The organism is Phytohabitans aurantiacus (assembly GCF_027923225.1).
Taxonomy (GTDB): domain Bacteria; phylum Actinomycetota; class Actinomycetes; order Mycobacteriales; family Micromonosporaceae; genus Phytohabitans; species Phytohabitans aurantiacus.
Genome location: NZ_BSDI01000082.1, coordinates 19,840 through 45,464, shown reverse-complemented (window position 1 = coordinate 45,464; position 25,625 = coordinate 19,840). Strand labels below are relative to the sequence as shown.

Here is a 25,625-nt window from a genome sequence, read left to right as displayed (position 1 = left end):
CTCAGTGGAGCCTGGTGATGACGAAGCCGAGCTGGCCCGCGACCGTCTCGCTCTCGCAGAACTCGTCGAGCGAGGTGAATCGTTCACCGGATGTCGTCACGCGACAGGAGAACAGCGGGGCGCTCTCGGCGGCGAAGGCCGGTGGCGCGGTCCAGATCGAGCCCTCGACGCGGCGTACCGACGCGCCGTCGCACGCCGCGTGAGTGGACAGGAACTCGTCGGAACCGTCCACACAGGAGCGGATCGGGATGGTGCCGGCCTCACCGGTCATCGCGATGATGCCCTGCGTGCCCTCCGGCCGGTATCCGGCGGGCATGACGCCCAGCGTGATCGTCGTGAGGCGGTCATGCGGCGGCAGGTCGGACACGTACCGGATGAGCTGCCGGTAGGCCAGGACGTACCCCTGCAGGCCCTCGTTGGTGTGCGCGGCGTTCTCGCAACTACCGCCGATGGCGTTGTAGTGGTCGCCGTTGTCCGGCACCATGCACCGGTGCAACGCGTACGACGGCCTGCCTGGCGGCGGATTCTTGTAGATCGGGCCGATCTCGCCGAGTACCGTGTGCGTGGCGTTCTCACAGTTCGCGGCCGTCGAGGTGAACCAGCCACCGTTGTACTGGCAGGAGTACAGCATCCGGGTGTCGCTCGCGTCGAGCGGCGCCATCATGCCGAGGCCGCGTTCGAACAGGGTGCCCGGCGGCACCGGCCCGTTGCTCGCGAAGTGCCGCCCGTCGTGGTTGACGAACCGGCTCAGCTGCCCGGAGTACAGGTTCGGGCGAGTGGTCACGGGGTTGACGTTGCCGTTGGTGATGTCCCGCTTGGTGAGCGCGCCGGTGTAGAGGTGCACGTCGTCGACCCGGCCGTCGAAGTGGAACGCGTTGACACCGGCGTGTTTGGACCGTCCGATCACGACATTGCCGGGCACGTGCGCGGTCACCCGGCCGGGTGCGGTGTGTTCGGCGGAACCGACGTACAGGCGGACCGATCCGGTCGCCGCGTCGTACACGCCGGCAAGGTCGACCCAGCGCCCCGTCCTGGCCGGGTCCGCGGACTGGACCACCAGGTAGTTCGGGCTCGCGCTGTCTGCGGGCGAGACGATGAAAGCCCACTTCCCGTCGCGGTACTGGAGCGCGAACCCGGCGGAGTTCGGACCGTCCTGGCTCACCACCGTCTGCCAGGTCGTGCGGGCGTTCTGGTCGAGCCTGGCCCGCGCGGTTACCGTGAAGCTGCCGTCCGTGCGCACCGCCTGCTGGCTGGTGACGACCGCGTCGTCGTTGCCGTCGAGCTCGAGCGCGTGATCACCGACCACGCCAGGCTGCCAGATCGCGCTGCCGGTGAGCGTGCCGAGCCGGTAGTTGCCGGACACGTCCGCCGTACGCGTGCCGACGCCCTCGTCGAGCGGATAGAACGCCTCCTCGACCACCGGCGTGTTCGCCAGGGCCTGGATCTCGGCGTCGGGTAGCCGCCGCCCGTTCCAGACCTTGACGTCGTCGATGCGCCCCGGCCACCACTCCCGGTACCGCAGGTCGTACCAGTCCCGCCCGATCTGCAGGGCGCCGGTCGCGTGCCAGCTCGTGGGCATGCTGGCCGTGCCCTGATGCTGGCCGTTGACGTAGAGCCGCAGCTCCTTGGTACTGGAGTCGAACGTGCCGGTCAGGTGGTACCAGACGTTGGGCCGCGGCGGCGCGGTCGACAGGGCCCGCACTGTGTAGACCGTCTCGGAATCCTGCGGCACCATCCGGAAGGCGAACCGCTGGTCGTCACCGACGTAGCCGAGGAAGAACCCGAAGACCTTCGAACCGTCCTGCGAGACCGCCGCGTACGAGCCGGCGTCCTGCCGGTCGAGCATCACCCACGCCGACACGCTGAAGGTCTCGTTGGTGTTCACCGCCGGCGCGCCCGTGGTGGCGTAGCCGGTGTCGGCGCCCGTGAGTTGCAGCGACTCCCCGGCCCGACCGAACGTCCACCGCGCTCCCGAAGCCGGGCTGGTACCCGACACGGTGGCGTGCTTCTTGCCGGCGGACAGGTCCGGTGCCGCGTTGCGCGGGTCGGCGTGGAAGTCGCCGTCGAGCGGCCAGTGTCCGGTCGGCGGCGGCACGCTGGTGCCGACCAGGAAGTGGTAGCCGCCGGCGGGCGGCAGGCTGCCGTCGCTGTCCGGTGTGCGGTACACATCGGACACGTTCAGCGCGTGGTCGACCGCCCGGACGTACAGCTCGTTCGGTCCGCCTCGCATGGGTGTGACGGTGAACGTTGCCTTACCGTCCTTCGCCGGCACGAAATGCGGGGAGTTCGGGTTCACCACCGCCGGCAGGTCCTGGAAGTTGAGGCTCCACTGGAAGCCGAGGACGTCCTTGTCACCGGCGGCGGCCGTCACCTGGAACTCGCCCGTCTTGCCGACGTAGCCGCTGAATCCGTTCTCCGGATAGTCGGCAGAGGACACCTTGGGCCGGCCGGGTTTCGTGGTGTCGACGGTGAGTTGGCAGAAGCGTGACCACGGGCTCCAGTCGGTGCCGTCGAACGCCTGCACCCGCCACGAGATGCGGCTGTCGTTGGTGAACGCGCCGGACGGGATGGTGACCTGGTGCCGCGTGCCGGACGCCTGCCCGGCGGTCTGCGCGCTGCCCACCGGAGCCCTGCCGCCGTAGTGCCACCACTCGAAGCGAGCCGCCAGGTTCTGCCCGTCCGGGTCCGTCAGCGTGGCGTGCAGGTTCGGGCGCGTCGAGTAGGTGAAGGCGCGGTCCCGCTCGGCGGGGCAGCCGAGGCTCGGTCCGCGCCCCGCGTTCGCCCACAGGTCGGACGGCACGTTCGGTGGCCAGTTGTAGGTGACGATCAGCCGGGGCGCGAAGTCGCGGCTAGCGAAGCTGTCGAACTTCTTCCAGGAGTACTTGTTGCGCTGCGTCTCGTCGTTGTTCGACGCCTTCAGCATGAACGTGGTCAGGCCGCCGGGGCTGATCGCGCCGCCCACCGGGTAGCCGATCCAGTTCGGGCCGCAACTCGCGTTGTAGCCGTACGCGACGGTGCGGGAACCGAGGGAACCAGTCCCCGGCCCGGACATTCCCGGCTGGTGGTTCCATGTGGTCGCGGGGCCGATCGGATCGGTCCGGTACAGCTCCAGCGGTGTCGCGGTGCACGAGGGAGACCAGTTCTCGCGGACGTTGAACTCGGCACCGAGGATGTGGGCACCCGCCAAGGCGTGCGTGCTGAACTGGAAGTACGACCGGGCGGTGCCGATGCCGTTGCAGCCTCCCCAGCCGCAGTAGCCCACCTTTGCCTCGGGACCGTCCTGACCGCCGAACCAGTACGCCGAGCCCGCCTTGCCGCTCAGCACCTTGGCCCACGCGTTGCCGGGCGCCGACCAGTATGGATCGATCCGCACCGGGTAGGTGGCCGCCGGGTTGTCCAGCAGCTCCTGGTCCGGGATGAGGGTCAGTTCGTCGCCGGACAGCTCGATTTCGCCCACCGCCGCGAGGTCTCCGACGGTCGGCTGCTCGGTGGGCTCCTCGTCGTCCGCCTTCGCGGTCGCCGCGACCGGCTCCGGCGAGTCGGTCATCTCCACTCGGGACGAGGCGAACACCACGCCGCCCGCCTCGTCGCGCGCGGCGAGGCTGCCGTCGGACTCCTTGATCACCGTCACGCCCTGCGCCGCGAGCCCAAAATCCACCTCGTCCAGGCGCGGATCGCTGGCCGCCGCGGCGGTCTTGACGACCAGCACGGGGGAGAAGCCCTGGGCGTGCGCGGTCAGCTGGAGGTCCACGCCGGGAATCACCTCGGCGTACGTGGCGGTGTCACCGGACAGCGTGGGCGCCGGCAGCGGGGTCGGCCAGGTCAGCTCGATCGACCGGTCCGATTCGGACAGTCGCGCGAGCGGTGCCGTCCCGCCGCCCGAGAACTCCACCGGGTTGACCGGCGCCGAGGGCGTGATAGTGCCGTCGGCGCGCCGTACGAGCGTGGGGTCGGGGTCGACCCAGCCGGTGCCCTTACGTGCCCGTTCCGGCCCGGCCGACATCTCCATCGTGAACGAACCGTCCGGGTTCGCGAACACCTGCTGGTCCTCGGTCCGTGCCGTCAGGATCTCGACGCGCTCGCCGCTGGCCTCCGCCGCCGCCGTAGCGGCTTCCTCAGGCGACTGCTCGCCCGCGACCGCGGCGGTGTTCGGCGCGGCGACCGCCGCCTCCGGTACCGACAAGACGCTTGCCCACACGATCATCACGGCTACCGCGCTGATCCATGCCCGTCGCCCTCTCATCGCCGCACACCCTCCCCGCGCCACAGCGAACGCCGCCCGTCGAGGGGCGACGCGAGTCCGAGTGGATGGTGGCGGGTGCCGCTTTCAATTCGTCTTCATTTCGGCTTCACCGCTCGTCCGGGCAGGCCGTGGCGGGTGGGAGCCGAAGGCGGTGGCGGGTTGCGCGCGACCGGGTGTGTGGTCCATCATCGTGGGATGATCCTCAACCGAAAGGGCGTCCACGCCCTCGCGCGATGACCGCGCCCGTGCGGCGCAGTGACGCCGCACCGCTTCTGGTTGGCCTCCGAAACACCACCGCTCATGACCTGTGGCAGCGCGCTGCCCGCATCAGGCTCGAGTGGCTGGAGTACGGGCTGTGCACCCAACCGGCCGACAAGACCACCGCCGAACGTGGCCTGACGGCGATCTACGCGACCATGTCCCGCCCCCGACCCCGGTTCGAGTGGGTGGACTCGCCGGCCAAGGCACTGCCCATGGTGGACGGTCTGCCGACGCTCGACCAGCTCTACGGCTGGGTACGGGAACCGCGCCCATCCGGCCCGCCGCCCCTGGCCAGCGCCCTCGCGATGGTGGTGTCCCGGCTGCGGGCCGCGTTGAGCGCGGGCGTCGTCCACAGTGACCCGGAGCTGTCTCCCGCGCGCCGGGGCAAGAAGAAGGAGCCGTGGCCCGAGCTGCCACCGTTTCGGGCGCTCGACGCGGGCGTACCGCTGGGCGTCGTCCTGCACCAGGGCGTCCGCGGCGCGCTGCACCGCAGTCTGGCCACCGGTTTCGCGCTGCGGGTTCGGGACGCGCTGGCCGAAGACGGTCCGGTGCCGGTGTGCTGGTACGGGCAGCAGGACGTGGCGTGGGTCGCCTACTACGACGTCCTGCGCCGGCTGGGACTGGCACGGTACGAGCCGGACGCGCTGGGTCAACTCGGTGACTGGGCCGCCGTGGCGCGCTCGTGCGGCTGGTGGTGGCCCGGCGACGACGTGTGCGTCGTGGTGGAGCGGCCGGAGACCGTCCACACCGAACAGTGGCCCGGCACCTCGCACGACGAGGTCCGGCTCCAGCGTCGCGGCGTGCGGTACCGCGACGGCTGGTACCCGATGCTGACCTGACGGGCGGGTGGCCGGCGCCTCAGGCGGCGCCGATGGTGAACGGAATCTCGCGGGTGTTCTTCGCCGTCGGCGGGTCGCCGTTGAGCCAGCCGAGGTCGAGTAGCTGCAGGGCGTACTCGCCGGGCGCCGGCCACTTCAGGGTGAACAGGACCACCTTGTCCCTGGCCACCTGCTTGGGACTGAGCAGGTCGTTGGCCCCGTCGGTCGGCGCCTCGACGGTCACCTTGTCGGGGAGCCTGAGGCGGTTGTTCCGGTCGTCGATGTTCTGGCCGCCGGGCCGGCCGCCGGCGCCGTGGTAGGTGATGGTGACCAGGCAGGCGAGGTAGCGCATGCCGTCCTTGACCTGGTATCCGTTGTCGAGCTCGTCCGCGCGTATCTCGCACCGGGTGACCGCCATCGTCAGGGCACCGACCGACACGGTCTTGTTCTCCAGCACCGTTTTCGGCTCCAGCGGGACGAACGTGCCCTTGTCGCCGAAGGGGAGCACCGCCTGGAGCTCGCCGGCCCGGCCGACGGTCAGCACCGCGTCGGCGAGCCGGGACGGCGGCTCCTCGACGCGGAAGCCGTACGTGACGTTGCCGGTCGCCCGCCCGGGCACCGGCTCGAACCGGTCGGTGTAGCCCTCGTAGTTCTGTCCGTCCACTGTGAGGAACATGTCGATGCCCGGGTGCGCACCCCGGTCAGCGAGGTTCTGCACGGTCACGCCGACCGTCAGCGGCGGGTCCTTCGACGCGTCGTACTCCGCCGTCCCGAACGTCATCTTCCGGCCGCCATACCAGACGGTCTTGCCGACCTTCGCGGTCTGCCGGTCCGCCCCATTCTCTTGTGGATTGTCGCGGGCGGTGGTGCTGCCGGGATCGCGGTCCTGCTCCTTGCTGCCTGTGCGGTCAGCCAGCCACCGGTACCCGGCGACCCCGCCGGCGGCCATCATCACCAGCGCGGTCACGGCGGCGACCAGGGCGAGCGGCCGGGTCCGCCGGCGCGGTGCCCGACCGGGCAGGTGCGGCTGGGTGGGCGGCTCCGGCCACACCGGCGCGAGCGGCACGGACCGCGTGGTGGGGGCGTCCAGCGCCGGGGACGCGGGCGCGGCCGATACCGGCAGCGGCGGCGGTACCGGGTAGGCGGGGCCCGGTGACGCGGGCGCGGCCGACACCGGCGCCGGCGGCGGTTCGACGGCCGGTACCGCCGCGAGGCTGCCGAGCGCGACCACCAACTCGGGCTGTTCGATGACCGTCGGCGCGATGCCGAGTCGCTGGTGCAGCATCGTGCCGACCAGCGGGATCCGGCTCGACCCGCCGACCAGGAACAGCCCCGCGACCTGGCCGGCCGCCAGCCCCGTGCGGGCCAGCAGCGCCTCGGTCAGCTCGACGGTGCGCGCGATCCACGGCCGGGCCCGCTCCTCGAACTGCTCCCGGGTCACGTGGGCGTTCGTGTCGAACAGCGGCACGTGCACCGCCGCGCTCGGCGCGCGCGACAGCTGCTCCTTGGCCGCCCGCGCGTCGTCCCACAGCGCTCGCCGCGCCCGCCGCGCGCTCTCCTCATCGGACTGTCGCAGCCGGGTCCACAGTGCGGTGTCGCGTGTGGACATCGCCTCGCCCACGAGGTCGACCAGCACCGCGTCGAGGTCGAGGCCGCCGACATCGACGCCGTCGCTGGCGAGCACGTCCCAGCCCTGGTCGGCGCGGCGCCGCAGCACGCTCGTGTCGAACGTGCCGGCGCCGAAGTCGTACACCACCAGCCCGGCGCCGGCCGGCACCGGGCGGCCGAGCACCGTCGTGAAGTAGGCCGCCGCCGCGACCGGCTCCGGCACGAGGGTCAGGGACCGCAGGCCCGCGAGGTGAGCGGCCTCCGCGAGCACGGTGCGCCGCGTCGTCGCCCAGTTGGCCGGGTACGTGAGCACGGTCGCCCCCGGCGACCCGCCGCCGACCCGGCCCGCCTCGCTCGCGACCCGGCGCAGGATCGCGGCCAGGAGCTCGGCGACCGGGTACTCCCGGGTGCCCAGCAGGACTGTTCCGTCGTCTATCCGACGCTTGGGGTTGGGCTCGAAGCGGGTCGGGTCGAGCCGGGCGCCGCGTTCGGCGTCCCGTCCGGCGACCAGCGGCCGGCCCTCCTCGGCGAAGACAGCCGACGAGAGCAGCGGGCTGGAGTCGAACAGCAGCTGTTGTACCTGCGTACCCCGCACCGCGAGGGACGCGACCGTATGCGTCGTACCAAGATCGATGCCCAGCGACGACGCTGTGTATCCGAGCACGGCGCCACCGTAGCGACGCACGTCAACGGGGGCCAGTCCCTAGGAGCGCTCCGAGATCGCCGCCTCGATGGCGAGACCGGTCGCGCAGAGCAGGTCCTCGCCGCCCATCGGCCCGACGAGTTGCAGGCTGGCGGGCACCGGCAGGCCGGGAGAGGGCACCGGCATCGCCAGGGCCGGTACGCCCGCGAGGTTGAACGGCGCCGTGAGCTGCGTGAACGGGAACGCCTCGTACTCCGTCACCAGCGGCGGCACCCCCACCAGCGTCGGCAGGGCGAGCACGTCGACCTCTTCCAGTACGGCCGCGATCTCCGACTGCCACCGCTCCCGGATGGCCATGCCCTCGGCCAGCTGCTCCTCGGTGACGGCCCGGCCCGCGTGCAGGCCCTGGTTGGTGAAGGCGCCCAGGCCGTCGGCGTCGACAAGGGCGTGGTGGGCCCGCCACAGCTCGGCCGTGATGATCCAGTGCAGGGCCCAGTTCGTGGCGTCCCACCCCGGCAGCCGCACCTCGCGCGTCTTCAGCCCCGCCGCGTCGAGGGCGGCGTCGACGGGCTCCTCGACGGCGCTGTCGACGCCGTCGATCCGCAGCCGGCCGGCGGTGCGGGCGGGATCCCGCGCGACCGTCCACCCCGGATCGAGCAGGCGCATCCCGGTGGCGACATCGGTGACGGTGCGGGCGATCGGGCCGACCGTGTCCAATGTGGGCGACAGCGGCCAGACACCGGCGGTGGACACCCGTCCCCAGGTCGTCTTCAGGCCGGCGATCCCGCAGCAGGCCGCCGGGATCCGCACCGAGCCGCCGGTGTCGGTACCGATGCCGATGTCGGCCTCGCCGGTGGCGACCGCGACCGCGCTGCCGCTCGACGAGCCACCCGGCATGCGGTCCGGGGCGATGGGGTTGACCGGGGTGCCGAACGCGGCGTTGTCGCCGGTGGGACTGGTGCACAGCTCGGTCAGTGTCGTCTTGCCGACGATGGCGGCGCCCGCCGCGCGTACCCCGGCCAGGCACGCGGCGTCGGCGGTGGCCGCGACCGCCCGGTCGCGGACCGCGACGGACCCCGCGGTCGTGACGAAGCCGGCGATGTCGATGGCGTCCTTGACGGCGACGCGGGGCGATCCGCCGGCCGCTCCGAGCGGCGGGTCGAAGCGCTGGATCCAGGCGGTCACCCGAGAAACCTACCCGGAAGCCTGGTGTCCTAGGATGCTTTAGGGGGTGTGTGTGACCGGACGGGCACAGGTCGTTCACAGGTAGGCCACAACTGGCTCATCGACGCGGCGCCAAGAGTGAGTCGTGACGCCAGGTGGCGTCACCACCATGATCGGAGGAGTCATGCCGCACCAGCCGCGAAAGCCGGTCCCGACGTACGAGGGCCGCCCTCTGCCGAGGCCCGACGAGGAGCTCGTCGACCAGGGGCTCGGCTTCGACCTCGGCACCGTGATGGGGCGCCGGCGGATGCTTCAGGCGCTCGGCCTGGGCATCGCGGGCGTCGGCCTCGCGGCGTGCGGGTCCAACAACGGCTCGTCCTCGTCCTCCGCTGCCGCGTCGTCGGCGACCTCGACGTCCGCCGCCGCGACCACCGCCGCCGGCGCGACCACCGAGATTCCCGAGGAGACGGCCGGCCCGTACCCGGGTGACGGCTCCAACGGCCCGAACGTGCTCGACGACAGCGGCATCGTGCGCGCCGACATCACGAAGAGCTTCGGCGACGCGAGCGGCACCGCCGAGGGCGTGCCGATGACGCTCGAACTGGACATCAAGGACCTGGCCAACGGCGGTTCCGCGTTCGCCGGCGTGGCGGTCTACGTCTGGCACTGCGACCGCGAGGGCCGGTACTCGATGTACTCCGACGGCGTCACGGACCAGAACTACCTGCGCGGCGTGCAGATCGCGGACTCCTCGGGCAAGGTGAAGTTCACCAGCATCTTCCCGGCCTGCTACGACGGCCGCTGGCCGCACATCCACTTCGAGGTGTATCCCGACCAGGCCAGCATCACCGACTCCGGCAACGCGATCGCGACCTCTCAGGTGGCGCTGCCCAAGGACGTCTGCGAGAAGGTGTACGCGACGTCCGGCTACGAGGACTCGGTGTCGAACCTGTCGAAGGTCTCGCTGTCCACCGACAACGTCTTCAGCGACGACGGTGGCGCCAGCCAGCTCGCCACCGTGTCCGGCGACACCAGTTCGGGATACACGGTGCTGCTCGCCGTCGGTGTCGACACGACCACCTCGGCGGGCGGCGGCGGCCAGGCGCCCAGCGGCGGCGGTCCCGGCGGCAGCCCGCCAGCGTCCCGCTGACCGTGGGCGTGATCAGGGCGTCCCTCAAGTCGCTAGAACGACTTGAGGGACGCCCTGATCACGGGATGGGGTGGTGGTGCGGAGCGCGGCGATGGAGGGCGAGGAGCGCGAGGTTGGCGGTCGCCGCGGCGCCCGCGATGGTGGTGAGCAGCGAGGCGAGGTCGGTGGCGGCGCCGAAGCCGAGGGCCGCGCCGAGGAACGCCCCGGCGAGCGCCGCCACGAGGCCGAGCCGGCGCGGGCGGTCGGGGCGGGTCCAGGCCAGCCAGGTGCCGAGCCCGACGGCCAGCGCGATCGACGGTACGGCCAGCACCGCGTCGCCGACGAACAGCCGCGGCCACACCGTCCACATGAGAAGCACCGCGAGCAGCCAGCCGCCGATGCCGAGCGGCAGCGGGGTCAGGAACCGCAGCCACACGCCGGCCCGCGGACCGAAGCCGCCGCGACGGCGTACCCGGAAAGCCATCCACGCGAGCAGCAGCAGGGCGAGCAGTGCACCGCCCACGGCGGCGCCGGCCAGGATCCGCGCCATGCGCGGCATCGTGGCGAAGCCGACCTCGAAGTCGACGGCCTGTGCCCGGTACCCGGACTCGTCGACCTCGCCGCTGTCGAAGAACCCGGTGAGCAGGCGCGTGCCGGCGTCCTGCTGGTTGCCCCAGAAATCGGCGGAGTGGCCCACGCCGGCGAGCTTCACCTGGCGGCCCTTGGCCAGCGACGGCATCAGCTCGCCGGTCGACAGTTCGGCGGGGGTGGTGAAGTCGACGGTGCCGCTGATCACGAGCGTCTCGACGTCGGAGCGGCGCAGCGTCTGGTATTCGGCGTTGTCGGGGCTGTCTGGCCACACCTTGTGGAAGCCGTCCGCGCCGCCCCACAACGCGTCGGTGGCGGCGTTGCCCAATGTGGAGCCCGGGTCACCGCCGGCGGCGTAGTACCGCTGGGCGGCCGGTGCGTCGATCATGCCGAACGAGGCGAACTCGCCCCACACGAACGAGGTCGGGATCGTCAGGTCGGCCAGCACCGACATCGCCCACATCCCGGCCGCGTCGCCCTCCTTCGCCGCCAGCCAGGCGTCCACAGTGGTCGGTGCGTTCAACGGGGCGGCCGCCCCGGTGCTGTGGAACATGCCGAACATGCCGGCGATGCGGACGTTGCTCTCCTTGATCGGCAGGACGCCCCACCGGCCGGGGATGTCGCCGGCCTCGTCGCGGATCGTCGCCGCGAGGTCGCCGGTGCGGCTGGCGCACGTCGTGTCCCGGGCGCACAGCTCGGCGTACTGGGTGAACTGCTGGTCGGTGATCCGCGGGTCCCACAGGAAGTGCCCCGGCGGATTCGCCGCGATCATCGCGGAGCGGTGCAGCGAGGCGGGGTGCCGCCACGAGTACACCATCGCGGTGCGGGTGCCGGCGCTGGTGCTGATCAGGTTGATCCGCTGGTAGCCGAGCGCGGTGCGGGCCGCTTCGAGGTCGTCGACGCGCTGCGCGATCGAGTACCCGGTCAGGTCGATCCCGTCGCTGGTCAGCCGCTTCGCGCAGCCGGCGAAAGCCTCGGTGGTGCGGCGCAGCGACTCGTCGCCGGCGAGGTCGGCGGAGCGCCTGAGCGCCGCGGTCACCTCGGGGCAGTCCAGCTTTCGTGACCCGTCCACGCCCCGGTATCCGACCAGGACCACGTCGTGCTTGCCGGTGAGGCGGCTGGCCTGCGGGAACTCCAGGTTCGTGGCGCCTGGTCCACCGTTGAGCCGGAAGATCGGCTCGGCTGGCTGCCCGCCGGCGGCCCGGATCCGGATCACCGGTAGCGCGATCAGGTCGGAGCCGCGGTCGCGGCGGTTCTCCGGCACGACCAGCGTGCCGCAGTCGGCGGCGGCGCTGCCGGCCTCGGTGTCGTACGTGCACGGTGACATCTCCAGTGCACCGGCGCGCGCACCGGCCGGGACCGCCAGGGTCTCCTCGGAGCGCAGGTTCAGGTAGCCGAGCGTGAGCACGAGCGCGCCGGTGATGCCCAGGGCGGCGAACTTGGCAGTGGTCATGCGGTGAAGGTAGGTACGTGGCGGCGCGGTCTCGTCCCTCCACGGAGGCGCTTCCCTGTACCTCCGCTGGGGTAGCCCCTTGACGCGCGTCATGTGACCGGTAACATCGACACACTTCCATCATTTCGCTTGGGGGGATCCGATGAGACGCGTCCTCGCTGTCGCCCTGCTCCTGCTCGCCATCGGTCTCGTCGTCCATCCCCAGAAAGCGGCGTTGGCCTGGGACAACGGCACCGCCAACACGCCGCCGATGGGGTGGAACAGCTACGACGCGTTCAACTGGAGCGTCACCGAGGCGGACGTGCGCGCCAACGCCGACTACATGCGCGACAACCTGCGGCAGCACGGCTGGCAGTACATCGTGATCGACTGGGCGTGGTACTACCCGGGGCGCCACAACAACAGCCCCAACCAGGACGCCAACCTCAACCCGCGGCTGCGGATGGACGCCAACGGGCGGCTGCTGCCCGACACCACGCGGTTCCCGTCGGCGGCCGGCTCCAACGGGTTCAAGCCGCTCGCCGACTACGTGCACGCTCAGGGGCTGAAGTTCGGTGTCCACCTGATGCGCGGCATCCCGCGCCAGGCGGTCGCCGACAACGTGCCGATCCTCGGCACGAGCTGCCGGGCCAACCAGATCAACAACAGCACCACCGCGGCCTGGCTCAACCTCATGTGGGGCCTCAACATGTCCAACTCGTGCGCGCAGTCCTATCTGGACTCCGTGTTCCAGCTCCTGGCGGGTTGGGGCGTCGACTACGTGAAGGTCGACGACATCGCCGCGCCGACGTACCGGCAGTCCGAAGTGGACGGGTACCGGCTGGCGATCCAGCGCAGCGGGCGGCCCATGGTGCTCAGCCTGTCGCCCGGCCCGACGCCTCTCGCGAGCGGTGCGCACGTGCGGGACAACGCGCACATGTGGCGGATCGTCAACGACCTGTGGGACAACTGGGGAGCACTCGACGCGCTCTTCGACCGGTTGCGCGACTGGACGCCGTACCGGACCCGGGGCGCCTGGCCCGACCCCGACATGATCCCGATCGGGCGGCTGTCGAAGTTCGGGCCGGTGGGCTCGCCGCGGTATTCCGGACTCACCGCCGACGAGCAGCGCACGCTCATGACGCTGTGGGCCATCAACCGTGCGCCGCTGATGTGGGGCGGCAACCCGGTCGAGAACCGCGCCGCCGACCTGGCGCTGATGACCAACGCCGCGGTACTCGCCGTCGACCAGAACAGCGCCAACAACCGCCAGCTCGTCGGTGGTACCCGCCAGGTCTGGGTCGCCGACGTGCCGGGCACCGACCACCGGTACGTCGCCCTGTTCAACCGGGAGGGCGCGGCCGCCAACGTGTCGGTGAACCTCGCCGACCTCGGCATCGGCTCCGCCACCGTCACCGATCTGTGGTCCGGCGCGGGCCTTGGCACCGGCACCGGCACGTTCACCCGATCCCTTCCCGCGCACGGCGCCGGGCTGTACCGGGTGGCACCGCAGACGACCACGCCGACGCCGTCCACGTACACCCTCGCGGCCCGGCACAGCGGCAAGCTGCTCGACGTCTACAACGCGTCCACAGCGGACGGTGCCGATGTGGTGCAGTGGGCCGCCAACGGGCAGACCAACCAGCGGTGGCGCTTCCAGGACGCGGGCGGCGGCTACTACACGGTGGTGAGCGCCAACAGCGGCAAGTGCCTGGACGTGTACGGCGGCACCGGCGCGACCGGCGACGGCGTACGAGTCGCGCAGTGGACCTGTCACGGCGGCACCAACCAGCAGTGGCGCCTCCAGGACGCCGGCGGCGGTTACACGCAACTGATCGCCCGGCACAGCGGCAAGTGCCTGGAGGTGCTGAACGCCGGCACCAACGACGGCGCCCAGGCCGTGCAGTGGGCCTGCGACGGCGGCACCAACCAGCACTGGCAGCGCGTCCAGGTCGCCTAGCGTTTCTGTCAGGCGAATCCTCATGACGCGCTGCCCGACTACCCCCGCCAGCAGCGCGCCGCCGACACGCTCGTCGAGAACGCCCTGTGCTCTGACAGGTAGCGCACAGGCCGGACACAGAACCGGTGGCGATGCTCGGGGCATGAGCATCGCCACCATCGCCGCCGGTCAGGTTTTTCGCTGGTACGGGTCCGCTCTGGGAGAGCAGGCCAGCCTCGTGGTACTCGGTGCGGACCCGGGCCCGCTGCGCGCCGGCCAGGAGCGGCTGCGCGAGCTGAACGAGAAGTGGTCGCCGTACGGGCCACGCAGCGAGATCGCCCGCGTCAACGCGTACCCGGGCGTCATGCTGCCCGTCTCGGCCGATACCGTGCGGCTGGCCGGGCTGCTCGCCGCCGGCGGTCTGCTGGTGGATGTGCGGCACGGCCGCGTGGGCCGGCTCGGCGACGCCGAGCTAGCGGCGGGCGCGGCGGCTCGGTCGCTGGCCATCGAGCTGGTCCTCGACGAGGTGGTCGCGGCCGGCGCGACGAGCGCCACCATAGGGCTGGGCGCCCTGTCGGGCATACAAACCCGGTGACGGCCGGGCGGCGGTTTACGCGCCTTCAGCGCATGTTGATTTCGTTGGCGAGCGCGGCCGAGGAGAGCGGTTCGAGCCGTGCGCGCATGTCGGCGTACGCGCCGACCGTCAGCGGATCGGTCAGGACGCGGAGCACGCCGGTCACCACCACGCTGACCGCCGTCGACACGAGCGCGGCGGTCACCAGCGCGGGCGTCGACGCCGTGAGGGGATCGGCCACCACGTCGCCGGCCACCGCCACCACGGCGGCCACCATGGTGCCGGCGAACAGGATCCCGACGATGGTGGCGATCCGCGCCAGGGACCTGCCGAGATCGCTGTGGAACAGGTTGAAGCAGCGGCCGATGGCACCGCCGCGCTCGAACGCCACGACCGGCGCGAGCACGGTGAAGACCGCCCAGAAGTACAGGCCGGGCAGGATGCAGGCGCAGATGCCGGCGATGATGATCAATCCGGCGAGCAGCGACCATCCGACCATGGGAAAGAGCCGCCGGATCGCACCGCGCAAGGCATCCGCGACGCTGGGCTGCCCGCCGGTCGCGGTCACGACGACGACCCGGACGGCCGCCAGCGTGACCAGTGTGGACATCAGCAACGCGGCCACGGTGGCGACGAAACCGACCGCGCTGGCGCCGAGCATCGTCCCCAGTGGAGGGATCTCGGTATCGGAGAAACCGTCCAGATCGCGCAGCGCCAGCGACTGCATGATGGCGGCGGCACCCTGCGCCGCGAGCGTGAAGCCCCCGAGGATCAGCTGCAGGATGACGAGCTGGCGCCACGACCGCCTGACCACCAGGACACCGCGCTGCCACCAGCCGGCGAAGTCGGGGCTGATCAGCGGGTCAGGGGGATAGCCACCGGCCGGTGGCGGCGTGTAGACGTATCCGACAAATGGCGACGGCGGCCCGTACCCGTCCTGCGGCACCGCGGCCGGCGGATCGATGGGATCGGTGGGCTCGGTGGGGCCCTGGCCCGCTGGCCCCTCCGGTGGTACCGACATGGACTCTCCTCGTGCCGCGACTGGCTATCTGGCAGTCAAGGTAGATCCATCGGGCAAGCCCCGAACGCGTGTGGTCCGAGGGTAGGATGCGCCGTACGTGATCACGGCGGTGCCGTTCCTGGTCCCGCTGATCGCCATCAGCCTCCTGGAAGACCCGGCCGTCCTGTGGGTGCATTCTTCGCGCTGGTGCGGCTGCGGGGCAGCAGCCGGGCGCGGCGCTACACGGTCACAGCCGGAGCCTCTACAGCCTGGTCTTCGGCGAGCAGGGCGGCACGGCGTACTGCGTCGAGCTGGCGCACTGCCTGGAGACCGTGCCGGACGCCGCCGCCCGCGACGATCAGTCCACCATCGACGCCTGCCTGCGCCGCTCCACCCGCACCGATTGACCCACCACGGCGGCGGGCGCGGCCGGCGGAAACAGGCCGTCGAAGACGGCGCCGCGGTCGAAGTCCATCGCGCGCGCGCGGGCGCGCACCTCCAGCTCGCGCCGCTGCGCCGCCGGCATCTCCAGGACGACCCGGTCGACCGCGGCGGCCAGCCCGGCGATGTCGCCGGGCTCGACGATGACGGCCGTGTCGCCGACCGCCTCGCCGGTGCCGCCGGTCAGCGTGGTGACGATCGGCCCGCCGCCGGCCAGCATCTTCTCGGCCAGCGCGATGCCGAACGTCTCGACGAAGTCCGGCTCGGGCTTGGTCGGCAGCACGTACGCCGCGCAGCCGGCCATCAGCAACGGCTTCTCGCTGTCGTCGACGTCGGTGAGGAACGTGATCCGGTCGTCCTCTTTGGACATGGCACGCACGTGGTCGAGCGCCGGACCGTTGCCGGCGACGATCAGCCGCACCCGGTCGCGGCACGCCATCTGGCCGTACGCGATCACCAGGTCGTAGATGCCCTTGGCGCGCGCTACCCGGGACAGGAACAGGATGTAGCCGTCGCGCTGGAGGCCGCGCCGGGCGAGGGCGGCGTCCACATCGGCCGGATCGAGGTCCAGGTACGCCGACGCGTCGATCGGCGGGTAGCTGACCGTCACCCGGCGCCGGCACTCCTCGGCGAACCGGGTGCCGCAGTGCGCGTCGACCTGCTCCGCCGAGGCCACGATCTCGTCACGGGTGTACTCGGACACCGCGACCACCTCGTCGCTGGCCAGGAACGTGGTGAACAGCACGGTCGCCGCCCCGAACCGGCCTTCGCGCAGGCACGACTTGATGACGTTGGTGACGTCGGAGCCCACCGCCTTCGCGACCGTGTGGACGTCCGGCGCGAAACCCGCCGCCCGCGCCGCCGCGACCGCGTCGTTGACCACCGTCGTGTGTGGAACGAGGTACATCGACAGGCACGTGGTGGGCACCGGCTCGGCGAGCAGCTCGACCAGGCGGCCGGTGAGGCCGGCCAGGTGCCGCCCGTCCGGTACCCGGTAGTCGCCGACCGCCTCGGGCCGCTCGACGGTGATCCCGGGACTGTACGGCAGCAGCCGGTCGAGGGGCTTGAGCGGCAACCCGGCCGCCTGAAGGGTCGGTACCGTCCAGGTCAGCAGCCGGACGTCGTCGAACCCGCGGGTCAGCGCGACCTCGGCGAGGTTGCGCGCCTCGCCGGAATGGCCGCAGATGACGGGGTCGGCTCTGACCACGATGACGAGACGGCGCGTGGGCTGGCTCATCGGGCTTCCTCCGGGATGGCGCGTGGGTCCGATAGGGACGGTGGGCGGCTTTCGCATCCCCAGCCGGACGGCTGCGGGCCCAACCGAAGGTGTAACCGGCCGCCGCGGTGCACGTCAGCGGCGCTCAGGTGGGTGGCGTGCAGCGGTTCGCCGTTGAGGGTCGCCGACTGCACGTACTGCGGCGCCGGATCGCGGTCGAGGCCGTCGACGCCGATGGGCGTCTCGCGGTGGCCGCTGGTCTCGATGACGAACTCGGCGTCGCCGGCCCGCAGCACGGCCCGTTCGAACGCGGGCGCGTTGACCAGGAACAGGCTCTGCCCGGCGACCGGAAACAGCCCCAGGGACGCCCACACGTACCAGGAGCTGAGCCCGCCGGAGTCGTCGTTACCGGGCAGGCCGCCCGGCCCGGTGCCGAACTGCCAGGTCAGCGCCGACTGCACCACCCGTGCGGTGCGGTCGGGCCGGCCCGCGTAGTGGTACGCCCACGGCGCCTCCATGTCGGGCTCGTTGTTGAGCCCCTCGAAGCGGTTCAGGGCGAAGCCGGCCGCCATCTCCGACGGCGAGGGGCGCCGGCCCGGCTGGGTGACCGGCGCGGCGCCGAAGCCGAAGAACCGGTCCAGCTTGTCGATGAACGCGGCGTCACCACCGGCGAGCGCGATCCGGGCGGCCATGTCGTGCAGCAGCCGGAACGAGTAGTTCCACTTGCCGCCCTCGTAGAACTCCGAGTCGCGCAGCAGCCCGGTACCGGGGTCGAAGGCGTTGACCCACTGGCGGCTGCGCCGTTCGAGGTCGTCGGCGAGGTGCTTGTCGTTGAGCGCTCGGGCCACCTGCGCGGTGCAATGGTGGGCGTAGGCGAGGTCGAGGGTGTGCGCGATCGGGTGCACCACGCCGTGCTCGAAGAAGTCCTCGCCGTACATCCGGCGCATGTCGTCGACCATGTGCACCAGCGCCCAGCTCCAGTCGATGCCGGGCCGGCCGAGCGCGTGGGCGTCGGCCAGCGCGGTGTGCGCGAGCGAGCTGGCCTGGCGGAAGAACCGGTCGGCGCCGCGCGCCATCCGGTACCCGATGGGGAAGTTGCCCTCTTCCTCGCACACCCGGATGAGCGACTCGAGCAGGTCGGTGGCCCGGTCCGGGACGATGGCCGCGAGCAGCGGCAGCTGCGTCTTGTAGATGTCCCACATCGTGCAGATGTCGAACGCGTACGGTCCGGAGGACGGCCAGTACGGGCTCTCGTCGTCGGCGAAGCACGGCTTGATCAGCGAGTGGTACAGCGCCGTCGCCATCACGGTGCGCCGGGCCGGGGTGCCGCCCTCGACGTGGACGCGGCCGAGGTGGGCCGCCCAGCGGGCCCGGGTCGCGACGCGGACCCCGTCGAACCCGGGTTGGGCCGGCCAGCACTCGCGTTCCAGGTTCTGCCGCGCCTGGTCGCAGCCGCGCAGCGAGAACCCCATCCGCACCTCGACGGTCTGCCCCGCCACCGCCGGCCCCATGAACAGCATGCCGAACGGGCGCAGGTTGGTGTGCCGGATGCTGTCGAAGTCCAGCCGGGTGCCGCCGTCGATGAGGCGCCGGTCGTACCAGAGCATCTGCCGCCACCCGGGGCTGTCGACCTCCAGGTACACCGACAGCGGCACGCCCTCCATCACGACCGTGCCCTGCGCGCGGCCGTGACCCATGCTCTCGACCTGGGCCCGCAGCGGCACGGTGCGGCCGAGCTCGATGTCAAGGCCGCCGCACGACAGGTCGATCACGACGCGCGCGCTGCGATGCTCCGGGAAGGTGTACCGATGCACCGCCACCTTCGCACCGACCGTGATCTCGCATCGCACCCCGGTGTCGAGCGTCGCCGCGTAGTAACCCGCCTCGGCGATTTCGTCACGCAGCGCCCACGCCTGCCCGAGCTCGTCGAGCGGCTCGACCATCGGGGTGACCCGCACGTAGTTGTAGTACTTGCGGATGGCGCCGGTGCCGGACTGCTGGAAGTGCGTGAACCCCGACGCCTGCACCTGGTCGAACATCTCCTCGGGCACGCCCTCGGTGTTCTTCGTGTACCTGCCGTAGCCGGTCGGGTAGGCGCCCGAGTAGGCGCACGCGGACACCATGCCCAGGGGCGACGTGGCGCCCGGATGGGTGTTTCCCACCTGGGGCTTGGGCCACCACCAGGTGGCGGCCAGGCCATGCGCGCGGGGCAGGTCGGTCGCGGCTGTCCCGATGAACGGGTCGATATCGTCAAGGATGGCGGGACTCTACCTATGCTCGGTCTTTCCTGGGTTTCGGCCAGGTGAATTCCCTGGTCCACCCCATGATCGGCCACAACGTACCCGGCCGTGGGCTTTCCCGCCGGTCGGCCGGTTGCATACCCCTGGGGGGTAAGGGTAATGTCTCCGGCATGAGGACTCCGGTAAAGCTCAGCGCGTACGCGCTCGGCCTGGTGGCGGTGTTCGCCGCCGCGGCCGGCGTCGGCAACGTGGTCGGCCCCAGCGAGGCCGCACCGCCGGCATCCCATGACACCCATTCGGGTGACGGCGGCGCCGAGGGCACGGCCACGGCGCAGGTGCCGGGCGGGCTGCAGGTCGCGCAGGACGGGTACCGGCTCGTGCCGGTCACCGGCGCCCTGGCGGTGGGCGGCGAGCAGCCGTTCGCCTTCCGTGTGCTCGGGCCGGACGGCGAGCCCGTCACGAAGTACACGACCAGCCACGACAAGGACCTGCACCTGATCGTGGTGCGCCGCGACCTGTCCGGCTTCCAGCACGTGCACCCGACCCTGGGCGCGGACGGCACCTGGTCGCTGCCGCTGTCGGTGGCCACCCCGGGGCAGTACCGGGTGTTCGCCGACTTCCAGCCCGCCGCCCGCGATGAGGGCCTGACCCTCGGCGTGGACGTGCCGGCGGCCGGCGACTACCAGCCGCGGCCGCTGCCGGCGCCGGACCGCGTCGCCGAGGTCGACGGATACACCGTCACCCTGGCCGGCGACCTCACGCCGGGCACCTCGTCGAAGCTGACCCTGTCGGTGAGCAAGGGCGGCGCGCCGGTCACCGACCTGCAGCCGTACCTGGGCGCCTACGGGCACCTGGTGGCGCTGCGCGACGGCGACCTGGCCTACCTGCACGTGCACCCCGACGGTGCCCCCGGCGACGGCCGCACGGCCGCCGGACCGGCGGTCACCTTCTTCGCCGAGGTCCCGTCGGCCGGCGCCTACCGGCTGTACCTGGACTTCCAGCACGGCGGCAAGGTCCGCACCGCCGAGTTCACCGTCACGGTCGGGCCGCAGCCCGTCACGACCACGCCCGCGCAGTCCGCCTCGCCGAGCCCCACCGGGCACGGCGCGCCCGGCCACAGCCACGAGTAGCAGGAGGTCATCATGGCGCTCCAGAGCGCGCCCCAGCGGATCGAGCTCGCGATCGGCGGCATGACCTGCGCCTCCTGCGCCTCGCGGATCGAGAAGAAGCTCAACCGCATGGACGGCGTCACCGCCACGGTCAACTACGCCACCGAAAAGGCCACGGCCACCGTCGAGGGCGGCGTCACCGTGAAGGACCTGATCGCGACGGTCGAGAAGACCGGGTACTCGGCAGCGCTGCCCGCCCCCGTGGCTCCTCAACCGGCTTCGGACGGCCTGCGCACACGCCTCGTGGTCTCCGCCGTCCTCACCGTCCCCGTGATCGTGCTGGCGATGGTGCCGTCGTGGCAGTTCACGTACTGGCAGTGGCTGTCGCTCACGCTCGCCGCTCCGGTGGTCGTCTACGGTGGCTGGCCGTTCCACCGGGCGGCGGCCGTCAACCTGCGCCACGGCGCCGCGACCATGGACACGCTCATCTCGATGGGCACCCTCGCCGCGTTCGGCTGGTCGCTGTGGGCGCTGTTCTTCGGCACCGCCGGCGAGCCCGGCATGACGCACCCGTTCAGCCTCGACATCGCCCGCACCGACGGCGCCGGCGCGATCTACTTCGAGGCGGCTGCCGGGGTGACGATGTTCCTCCTCGCGGGGCGGTACTTCGAGGCACGCTCGAAGCGCCGCGCCGGCAGTGCACTGAGGGCGCTGCTCGAACTCGGTGCGAGAGACGTCGCGGTGCTCCGAGACGGCACCGAGGTGCGCCTGCCGATCGCGCAGCTAATTGTCGGCGACCGGTTCGTCGTCCGGCCGGGCGAGAAGATCGCCACCGACGGCGTGGTCGAAGACGGCTCCTCGGCGATCGATCAGAGCATGCTGACCGGCGAGAGCGTGCCGGTCGAGGTCGGCCCCGGCGATGACGTGGTGGGCGGCACCGTCAACGCTGGCGGCCGCGTGGTCGTACGGGCCACCCGGGTCGGCTCGGACACCCAGCTGGCGCAGATGGCGACGCTGGTGGAGCAGGCACAGGCAGGCAAGGCGGCAGTGCAGCGGCTCGCCGACCGGATCTCCGGCGTGTTCGTACCGATCGTCATCGCGCTGGCGGTCGGCACCCTGGGCTGGTGGTTCGGCACCGGCAGCGGCTGGACCGCCGCGTTCACCGCTGCGGTGGCGGTGCTGATCATCGCGTGCCCGTGCGCGCTGGGCCTGGCGACGCCGACGGCGTTGCTGGTGGGTACCGGCCGGGGTGCCCAGCTCGGCATCCTGATCAAGGGACCCGAGGTACTGGAGTCGACCCGCCGCGTCGACACGGTGCTGCTGGACAAGACCGGCACCGTCACCACCGGCCGCATGACCCTGCTCGACGTGACCGGCGACCCCGACACGCTGCGGCTGGCCGCCGCCGTCGAAGCCGCCTCGGAACACCCGATCGCCCAGGCCATCGTCCGCGCCGCCGCCGACCCGCAGCCGACCCTGACCGGAGTGCCGGTCGCGCAGACCGGTGGTGGCGCGCTTCCGGCGGTGACCGGGTTCGGAAACGTGGCGGGCCTCGGCGTCCGCGGCACCGTCGAGGGCCGCGAGGTGACGGTGGGGCGCGGCGCCCTGCTGAGCGAGTACGCGATGCCCGACGATCTCGCCCGGGCGAAGGCGGAGGCCGAGGCCGCCGGCCGCACCGCGGTGCTCGCCGCGTGGGACGGCGAGGTGCGCGGCGTGCTCGCCGTCGCCGACGTGGTCAAGCCGACCAGCCGGGAAGCGGTCGCCGCACTGCGCCGCCTCGGTCTGACCCCGGTGCTGCTGACCGGCGACAACGAGACCGTCGCCCGCGCGGTCGCCGCCGAGGTCGGCATCGACGAGGTGATCGCCGAGGTGCTACCCGCCGGCAAGGTCGACGCCGTCAAACGGCTACAGGCCGACGGCAAGGTCGTCGCGATGGTCGGCGACGGCGTCAACGACGCCGCCGCGCTCGCCCAGGCAGACCTCGGACTGGCCATGGGCACCGGCACCGACGCGGCCATCGAGGCATCCGACCTGACCCTGGTACGCGGTGACCTGACGGTCGCCGCCGACGCGATCCGACTCTCCCGGCGCACGTTGCGGATCATCAGGAGCAACCTGTTCTGGGCGTTCGCCTACAACGTGGCGGCCCTGCCGCTGGCGGCGTCGGGGATGCTCAGCCCGATGATCGCGGGCGCGGCGATGGCGTTCTCCTCGGTCTTCGTGGTCGCGAACAGCCTGCGCCTACGCCGCTTCCGCCCGGTGCGCTGACAGCGCCAGCCCGCTGACAGCGCCCACGCCGCGCCGGCCCGCGCCGGCCCGCGCCGCGCCGCGCCCGCCCGCGCCGCGCCGGCCTGCGCCGATCAAGGGCGAACGCACGTGGTTCGATCTCAGATCCGCGTGCGTTCGCCCTTGATCCATGCGATTGCCCTTGATCGACGCGCAGGGGCGCGGCGACACACCGCCGCCAACCCTCAAACCCCGGCGGCTGGCCCAGGTCACGACGGCACGCCGCCTCACACCCTGGGACCTCTTTCGTCGTCAGAGCGAACGTACGTGGTTTGCGATCAAAGTGCGTGCGTTCGGCCTTGAGCGGCGGGGGTGGGGGTGAGTGGCATGGTGCGCCGCACGAAGGGGAGTGACTATAGTCGATGCATGCGGTGGACGCGGCGCCGCCTGTTGCGATCCGGCGGGTACGCCGGGTTGGGCGCCGCGCTGCCGATTCGGGTCGGCCGGCCCGGCGGCATTCCCGATGAAGGCACGATGTTTCGCTGGATCCGCACCGTGTACGAGCGGGGAGTGCGCCGGCCCGGATATCCGGCCGATGTGTGGGTCGAGCGGTGGATCGCGGGGCGGTTCCGCCGGTTCGGGCTGGAGCGGGTCCGTCTGGAGCCGGTCACGGCGCTGCGTTGGCGGCCGCACCGGTGGTCACTTCGGGTCACCCCCGCCGACGGACCGTCCACAATGGTGCGCTGCTATCCGGTACCGTATGCGGCGCCGGCCGATGGCCTGGAGCTGGACCTGGCCGCTTTCGACGCGTCCGCGCCGGCCGCCGTCGCCGGCAAGGCATCCCTCTACGACCTACGCCTGCTGCGGCTCCCCGCCGACCTCGGGCTCAGCGCGGTCGCGCCCGAGCGGGTGGTGGATCCCGGCGGCACGCTGGCGGGAGCCGAGCACGTGTTGCCGTTCGGGGCGGAGCTGCTGTCGGTGATGGAGCCGTCGATCGGGGCGGGTGCGGCGGCGTTCATCGGGGCACTTCCCGGCTACCCGGGCGACTCCCATCATTATTTCGTCCCGTACGACGCGGTGCGGCGACCGATCCCGGGTGTCTGGATCAGTGGCAGTGACGGGCAGTGGCTGCGCGAGCGGCTCGCCGCCGGGCTGGTGCGGATCCGACTCACGGCCACCGCGACCGTCGACCCCGTCACGACGCACAACGTCGTCGGGGAGTTGCCGGGTGCCGACGACGACCTCGTGATCGTCGGTTCGCACCACGACGGCCCGTGGTCATCGGCGGTCGAAGACGCCAGCGGGATCGCACTCGTGCTGGCGCAGGCCGGGTACTGGGCGTCCCGACCGGCGAACGAACGTCCCCACCGGCTGGTGTTCGTATTGCACGCGGCACACGTCGCCGGGTTCACGGGGCAATTGGGGTTCATCGCGGCGCATCGCACCGAGATTGACCGGACGGTGCTCGAGGTGCACCTTGAGCATGCCGCGCGCGAGTTCACCGACCGAGACGGCACGATCGCACCGACCGGGCTGCCGGTGCCGCGCTGGTTCTTCACCAGTCAGGTGCCCGCGCTGGAGGCGGCGGTGCGCTCCGCGCTGGTCACCGAGCGGGTGCACCGATCCCTCATCCTGACGCCGACGGCGCTGGGGGAGAGGCCGCCCACCGACGCGGCGTTCTACTACTCTGCCGGCGTGCCCATCGTGAACTTCCTGGCGGCGCCGTTCTACCTGTTCGACAGGGCCGACACGCTCGACAAGGTCGACCGGGCGGGCCTGGTGCCGCTCACCCGCGCCACCGTCCGCGTCATCGAGGCCACCCGCGGCGTCGGCCCGGCCGACTGGCGCGCGTGAGCCGCAAAACCGGCCCGCCGCCAGGCACTGCCCGGCTGGTGTTCCGCGAAATGACCGACGAAGACCTCGACGCAATCGCCGGATTGCTCGGCGACCCTGACGTCATGCGCTACTACCCGCGCCCCAAGGACCGCTCCGAGGCACGTGGCTGGATTGAATGGAACCAAGACTTGTACCGGCGCGAGGGCTTCGGCCTGTGGGTGATCGCACTGCGGGAGACGGGTGAGTTCGTCGGTGACTGCGGCCTGACGCCCCAGGAGGTCGAGGGCACCGTCGACGTCGAGGTCGGCTATCACGTCCGCGCCGACCTGCAGGGCCACGGGTACGCCACCGAGGCGGCGGCCGCCTGCCGCGACCACGCCCGCGACGTACTCGGCATCGCGCGCCTGATCGCGATCATCCATCCCGACAACGTGCCATCCCAGCGCGTCGCCGAGAAGATTGGCCTCAGCCACGAACGCGACACCGTGTACGCCACGGGTCCGGCGCGCGTCTACGCCGCCTGGCTGCGCTGACCGGGCATCGCCGCCCAGCCCCAGTGCTCGCGGTGGGCGCCGGTCGACCACGCGGAGATCCGGGCCCAGTCCGGCTCGGGCGGCAGCGGCGTGCGGCCGGCTCCCAGGATGTCCTCGATCTGCCGCCGCACGCTGTCCATCTCGGCCAGCACCTCGGCCATCACGGGCACGCCGCCGCGCTTGACCTCCAGTACCCGCCGCCGTTCGGCTTCGGGCATGGGCAGCGTGAGCCGGCCGTCGCGGGCGATCTCCAGTCCCTGGTAGGCCAGGCGCAACGCGTGCGAGGCGTACTTGACGTCGTATCCGTAGCGAGCCACGAGCTCGGGGCGGTTGGGCATCCGGCCGCGCCGGCCCTCGCGGGTCAACCGCTGGCGCTGCGCGTCCATGTACCCGATGAACCGGTGCACCGCCCGCTGCGACAGCAGCGACGGCGCGAGGGATCGCAGCTGCTCGCCCAGCGGGCGGCGAACCATTACGGCGTCGTCCGGCGCGTACACCCCGCCCATGGCGGCCTCCCGGTCACCATGCTCGGTGTGCCGCTCGACCTTGATCATCGTGCGATGGTCCCACGCCGGCGTCGGCCGCATCACGCGATTTTCGTTGGACTTGAAGCACGGTTCACGTC

Annotated in this window: 16 protein-coding genes; 8 read left to right on the top strand and 8 right to left on the bottom strand. The window is 71.8% G+C overall.

The annotated features are described in order from the left end of the window. Window position 1: 1 nt before the first annotated feature. Window positions 2-4,243, bottom strand: coding sequence for a LamG-like jellyroll fold domain-containing protein (locus tag QMG73_RS42885; protein ID WP_281905446.1), 4,242 nt, complete (start codon window positions 4,241-4,243; stop codon window positions 2-4). Between the two features lie 233 nt (window positions 4,244-4,476). Between QMG73_RS42885 and QMG73_RS42880 the strand changes: the two genes are divergently transcribed. Then, window positions 4,477-5,343: a DUF6745 domain-containing protein gene (locus QMG73_RS42880; protein WP_281905444.1), complete on the top strand. Its 867-nt coding sequence runs from the start codon at window positions 4,477-4,479 to the stop codon at window positions 5,341-5,343. A 19-nt stretch (window positions 5,344-5,362) separates the two neighbouring features. Here QMG73_RS42880 and QMG73_RS42875 read toward each other — a convergent pair whose 3' ends face one another. Next, window positions 5,363-7,594, bottom strand: a complete 2,232-nt coding sequence (locus QMG73_RS42875; protein WP_281905442.1) for an Hsp70 family protein — start codon at window positions 7,592-7,594, stop codon at window positions 5,363-5,365. A 39-nt stretch (window positions 7,595-7,633) separates the two neighbouring features. Next, window positions 7,634-8,758, bottom strand: a complete 1,125-nt coding sequence (locus QMG73_RS42870; RefSeq protein ID WP_281905440.1) for an amidase — start codon at window positions 8,756-8,758, stop codon at window positions 7,634-7,636. Window positions 8,759-8,882: 124 nt separating this feature from the next. Between QMG73_RS42870 and QMG73_RS42865 the strand changes: the two genes are divergently transcribed. After that, a complete protein-coding gene (locus QMG73_RS42865; protein ID WP_281905438.1) occupies window positions 8,883-9,887 on the top strand; it encodes an intradiol ring-cleavage dioxygenase in 1,005 nt (334 codons plus the stop codon). Between the two features lie 58 nt (window positions 9,888-9,945). On the opposite strand, the gene QMG73_RS42860 is transcribed toward QMG73_RS42865, so the two are convergent. After that, entirely contained in the window at window positions 9,946-11,907 is a 1,962-nt protein-coding gene (locus QMG73_RS42860; RefSeq protein WP_281905435.1) for an alpha/beta fold hydrolase, read from the bottom strand. A 142-nt stretch (window positions 11,908-12,049) separates the two neighbouring features. Here QMG73_RS42860 and QMG73_RS42855 point away from each other — a divergent pair, with 142 nt between their 5' ends. Both QMG73_RS42855 and QMG73_RS42850 read left to right on the top strand, forming a co-directional pair. Beyond that, window positions 12,050-13,846 carry an alpha-galactosidase gene (locus QMG73_RS42855; RefSeq protein WP_281905433.1) on the top strand — a complete coding sequence of 599 codons (1,797 nt, stop codon included), beginning with the start codon at window positions 12,050-12,052 and terminating at the stop codon, window positions 13,844-13,846. Window positions 13,847-13,988: 142 nt separating this feature from the next. Then, window positions 13,989-14,420, top strand: coding sequence for a hypothetical protein (locus tag QMG73_RS42850; protein WP_281905431.1), 432 nt, complete (start codon window positions 13,989-13,991; stop codon window positions 14,418-14,420). Between the two features lie 25 nt (window positions 14,421-14,445). Here the strand turns inward: QMG73_RS42850 and QMG73_RS42845 are convergent, their stop codons facing one another. The 3 genes from QMG73_RS42845 to QMG73_RS42835 all read right to left on the bottom strand — a co-directional run bounded on the left by QMG73_RS42845 (window position 14,446) and on the right by QMG73_RS42835 (window position 19,290). Beyond that, the gene (locus QMG73_RS42845; RefSeq protein ID WP_281905429.1) at window positions 14,446-15,420 is read right to left on the bottom strand and encodes a hypothetical protein; all 975 of its coding nucleotides are present in this window, start codon (window positions 15,418-15,420) and stop codon (window positions 14,446-14,448) included. Window positions 15,421-15,757: 337 nt separating this feature from the next. Continuing rightward, on the bottom strand, window positions 15,758-17,077 hold the full coding sequence (locus QMG73_RS42840; RefSeq protein ID WP_281905427.1) for a glycosyltransferase: 1,320 nt from the start codon (window positions 17,075-17,077) through the stop codon (window positions 15,758-15,760). Beyond that, on the bottom strand, window positions 17,074-19,290 hold the full coding sequence (locus tag QMG73_RS42835; RefSeq protein WP_281905461.1) for a glycoside hydrolase domain-containing protein: 2,217 nt from the start codon (window positions 19,288-19,290) through the stop codon (window positions 17,074-17,076). Before QMG73_RS42835 ends, QMG73_RS42840 begins: the two co-directional genes overlap by 4 nt. A gap of 176 nt (window positions 19,291-19,466) precedes the next feature. Between QMG73_RS42835 and QMG73_RS42830 the strand changes: the two genes are divergently transcribed. From QMG73_RS42830 to QMG73_RS42815, 4 genes are all read left to right on the top strand, one after another. Beyond that, window positions 19,467-20,426, top strand: coding sequence for a carbohydrate-binding protein (locus QMG73_RS42830; RefSeq protein WP_281905425.1), 960 nt, complete (start codon window positions 19,467-19,469; stop codon window positions 20,424-20,426). Window positions 20,427-20,438: 12 nt separating this feature from the next. Then, on the top strand, window positions 20,439-22,673 hold the full coding sequence (locus tag QMG73_RS42825; protein ID WP_281905422.1) for a heavy metal translocating P-type ATPase: 2,235 nt from the start codon (window positions 20,439-20,441) through the stop codon (window positions 22,671-22,673). A 384-nt stretch (window positions 22,674-23,057) separates the two neighbouring features. Next, window positions 23,058-24,485: a M28 family peptidase gene (locus tag QMG73_RS42820; RefSeq protein WP_281905420.1), complete on the top strand. Its 1,428-nt coding sequence runs from the start codon at window positions 23,058-23,060 to the stop codon at window positions 24,483-24,485. Further along, a complete protein-coding gene (locus QMG73_RS42815; protein ID WP_281905418.1) occupies window positions 24,482-25,000 on the top strand; it encodes a GNAT family N-acetyltransferase in 519 nt (172 codons plus the stop codon). Before QMG73_RS42820 ends, QMG73_RS42815 begins: the two co-directional genes overlap by 4 nt. Here QMG73_RS42815 and QMG73_RS42810 read toward each other — a convergent pair. Then, on the bottom strand, window positions 24,979-25,554 hold the full coding sequence (locus QMG73_RS42810; RefSeq protein ID WP_281905416.1) for a DNA polymerase beta superfamily protein: 576 nt from the start codon (window positions 25,552-25,554) through the stop codon (window positions 24,979-24,981). The two genes, QMG73_RS42815 and QMG73_RS42810, sit on opposite strands and share 22 nt — an antisense overlap. Window positions 25,555-25,625: the final 71 nt, after the last annotated feature.

Bases quoted from the DNA above. Each gene is read 5' to 3' on its own strand.
- QMG73_RS42885 (WP_281905446.1), bottom strand. From the start codon at position 4,243: ATGAGAGGGCGACGGGCATGGATCAGCGCGGTAGCCGTGATGATCGTG.
- QMG73_RS42880 (WP_281905444.1), top strand. From the start codon at position 4,477: ATGACCGCGCCCGTGCGGCGCAGTGACGCCGCACCGCTTCTGGTTGGC.
- QMG73_RS42860 (WP_281905435.1), bottom strand. From the start codon at position 11,907: ATGACCACTGCCAAGTTCGCCGCCCTGGGCATCACCGGCGCGCTCGTG.
- QMG73_RS42855 (WP_281905433.1), top strand. From the start codon at position 12,050: ATGAGACGCGTCCTCGCTGTCGCCCTGCTCCTGCTCGCCATCGGTCTC.
- QMG73_RS42850 (WP_281905431.1), top strand. From the start codon at position 13,989: ATGAGCATCGCCACCATCGCCGCCGGTCAGGTTTTTCGCTGGTACGGG.
- QMG73_RS42845 (WP_281905429.1), bottom strand. From the start codon at position 15,420: ATGTCGGTACCACCGGAGGGGCCAGCGGGCCAGGGCCCCACCGAGCCC.
- QMG73_RS42840 (WP_281905427.1), bottom strand. From the start codon at position 17,077: ATGAGCCAGCCCACGCGCCGTCTCGTCATCGTGGTCAGAGCCGACCCC.
- QMG73_RS42830 (WP_281905425.1), top strand. From the start codon at position 19,467: ATGAGGACTCCGGTAAAGCTCAGCGCGTACGCGCTCGGCCTGGTGGCG.
- QMG73_RS42825 (WP_281905422.1), top strand. From the start codon at position 20,439: ATGGCGCTCCAGAGCGCGCCCCAGCGGATCGAGCTCGCGATCGGCGGC.
- QMG73_RS42820 (WP_281905420.1), top strand. From the start codon at position 23,058: ATGCGGTGGACGCGGCGCCGCCTGTTGCGATCCGGCGGGTACGCCGGG.
- QMG73_RS42810 (WP_281905416.1), bottom strand. From the start codon at position 25,554: ATGATCAAGGTCGAGCGGCACACCGAGCATGGTGACCGGGAGGCCGCC.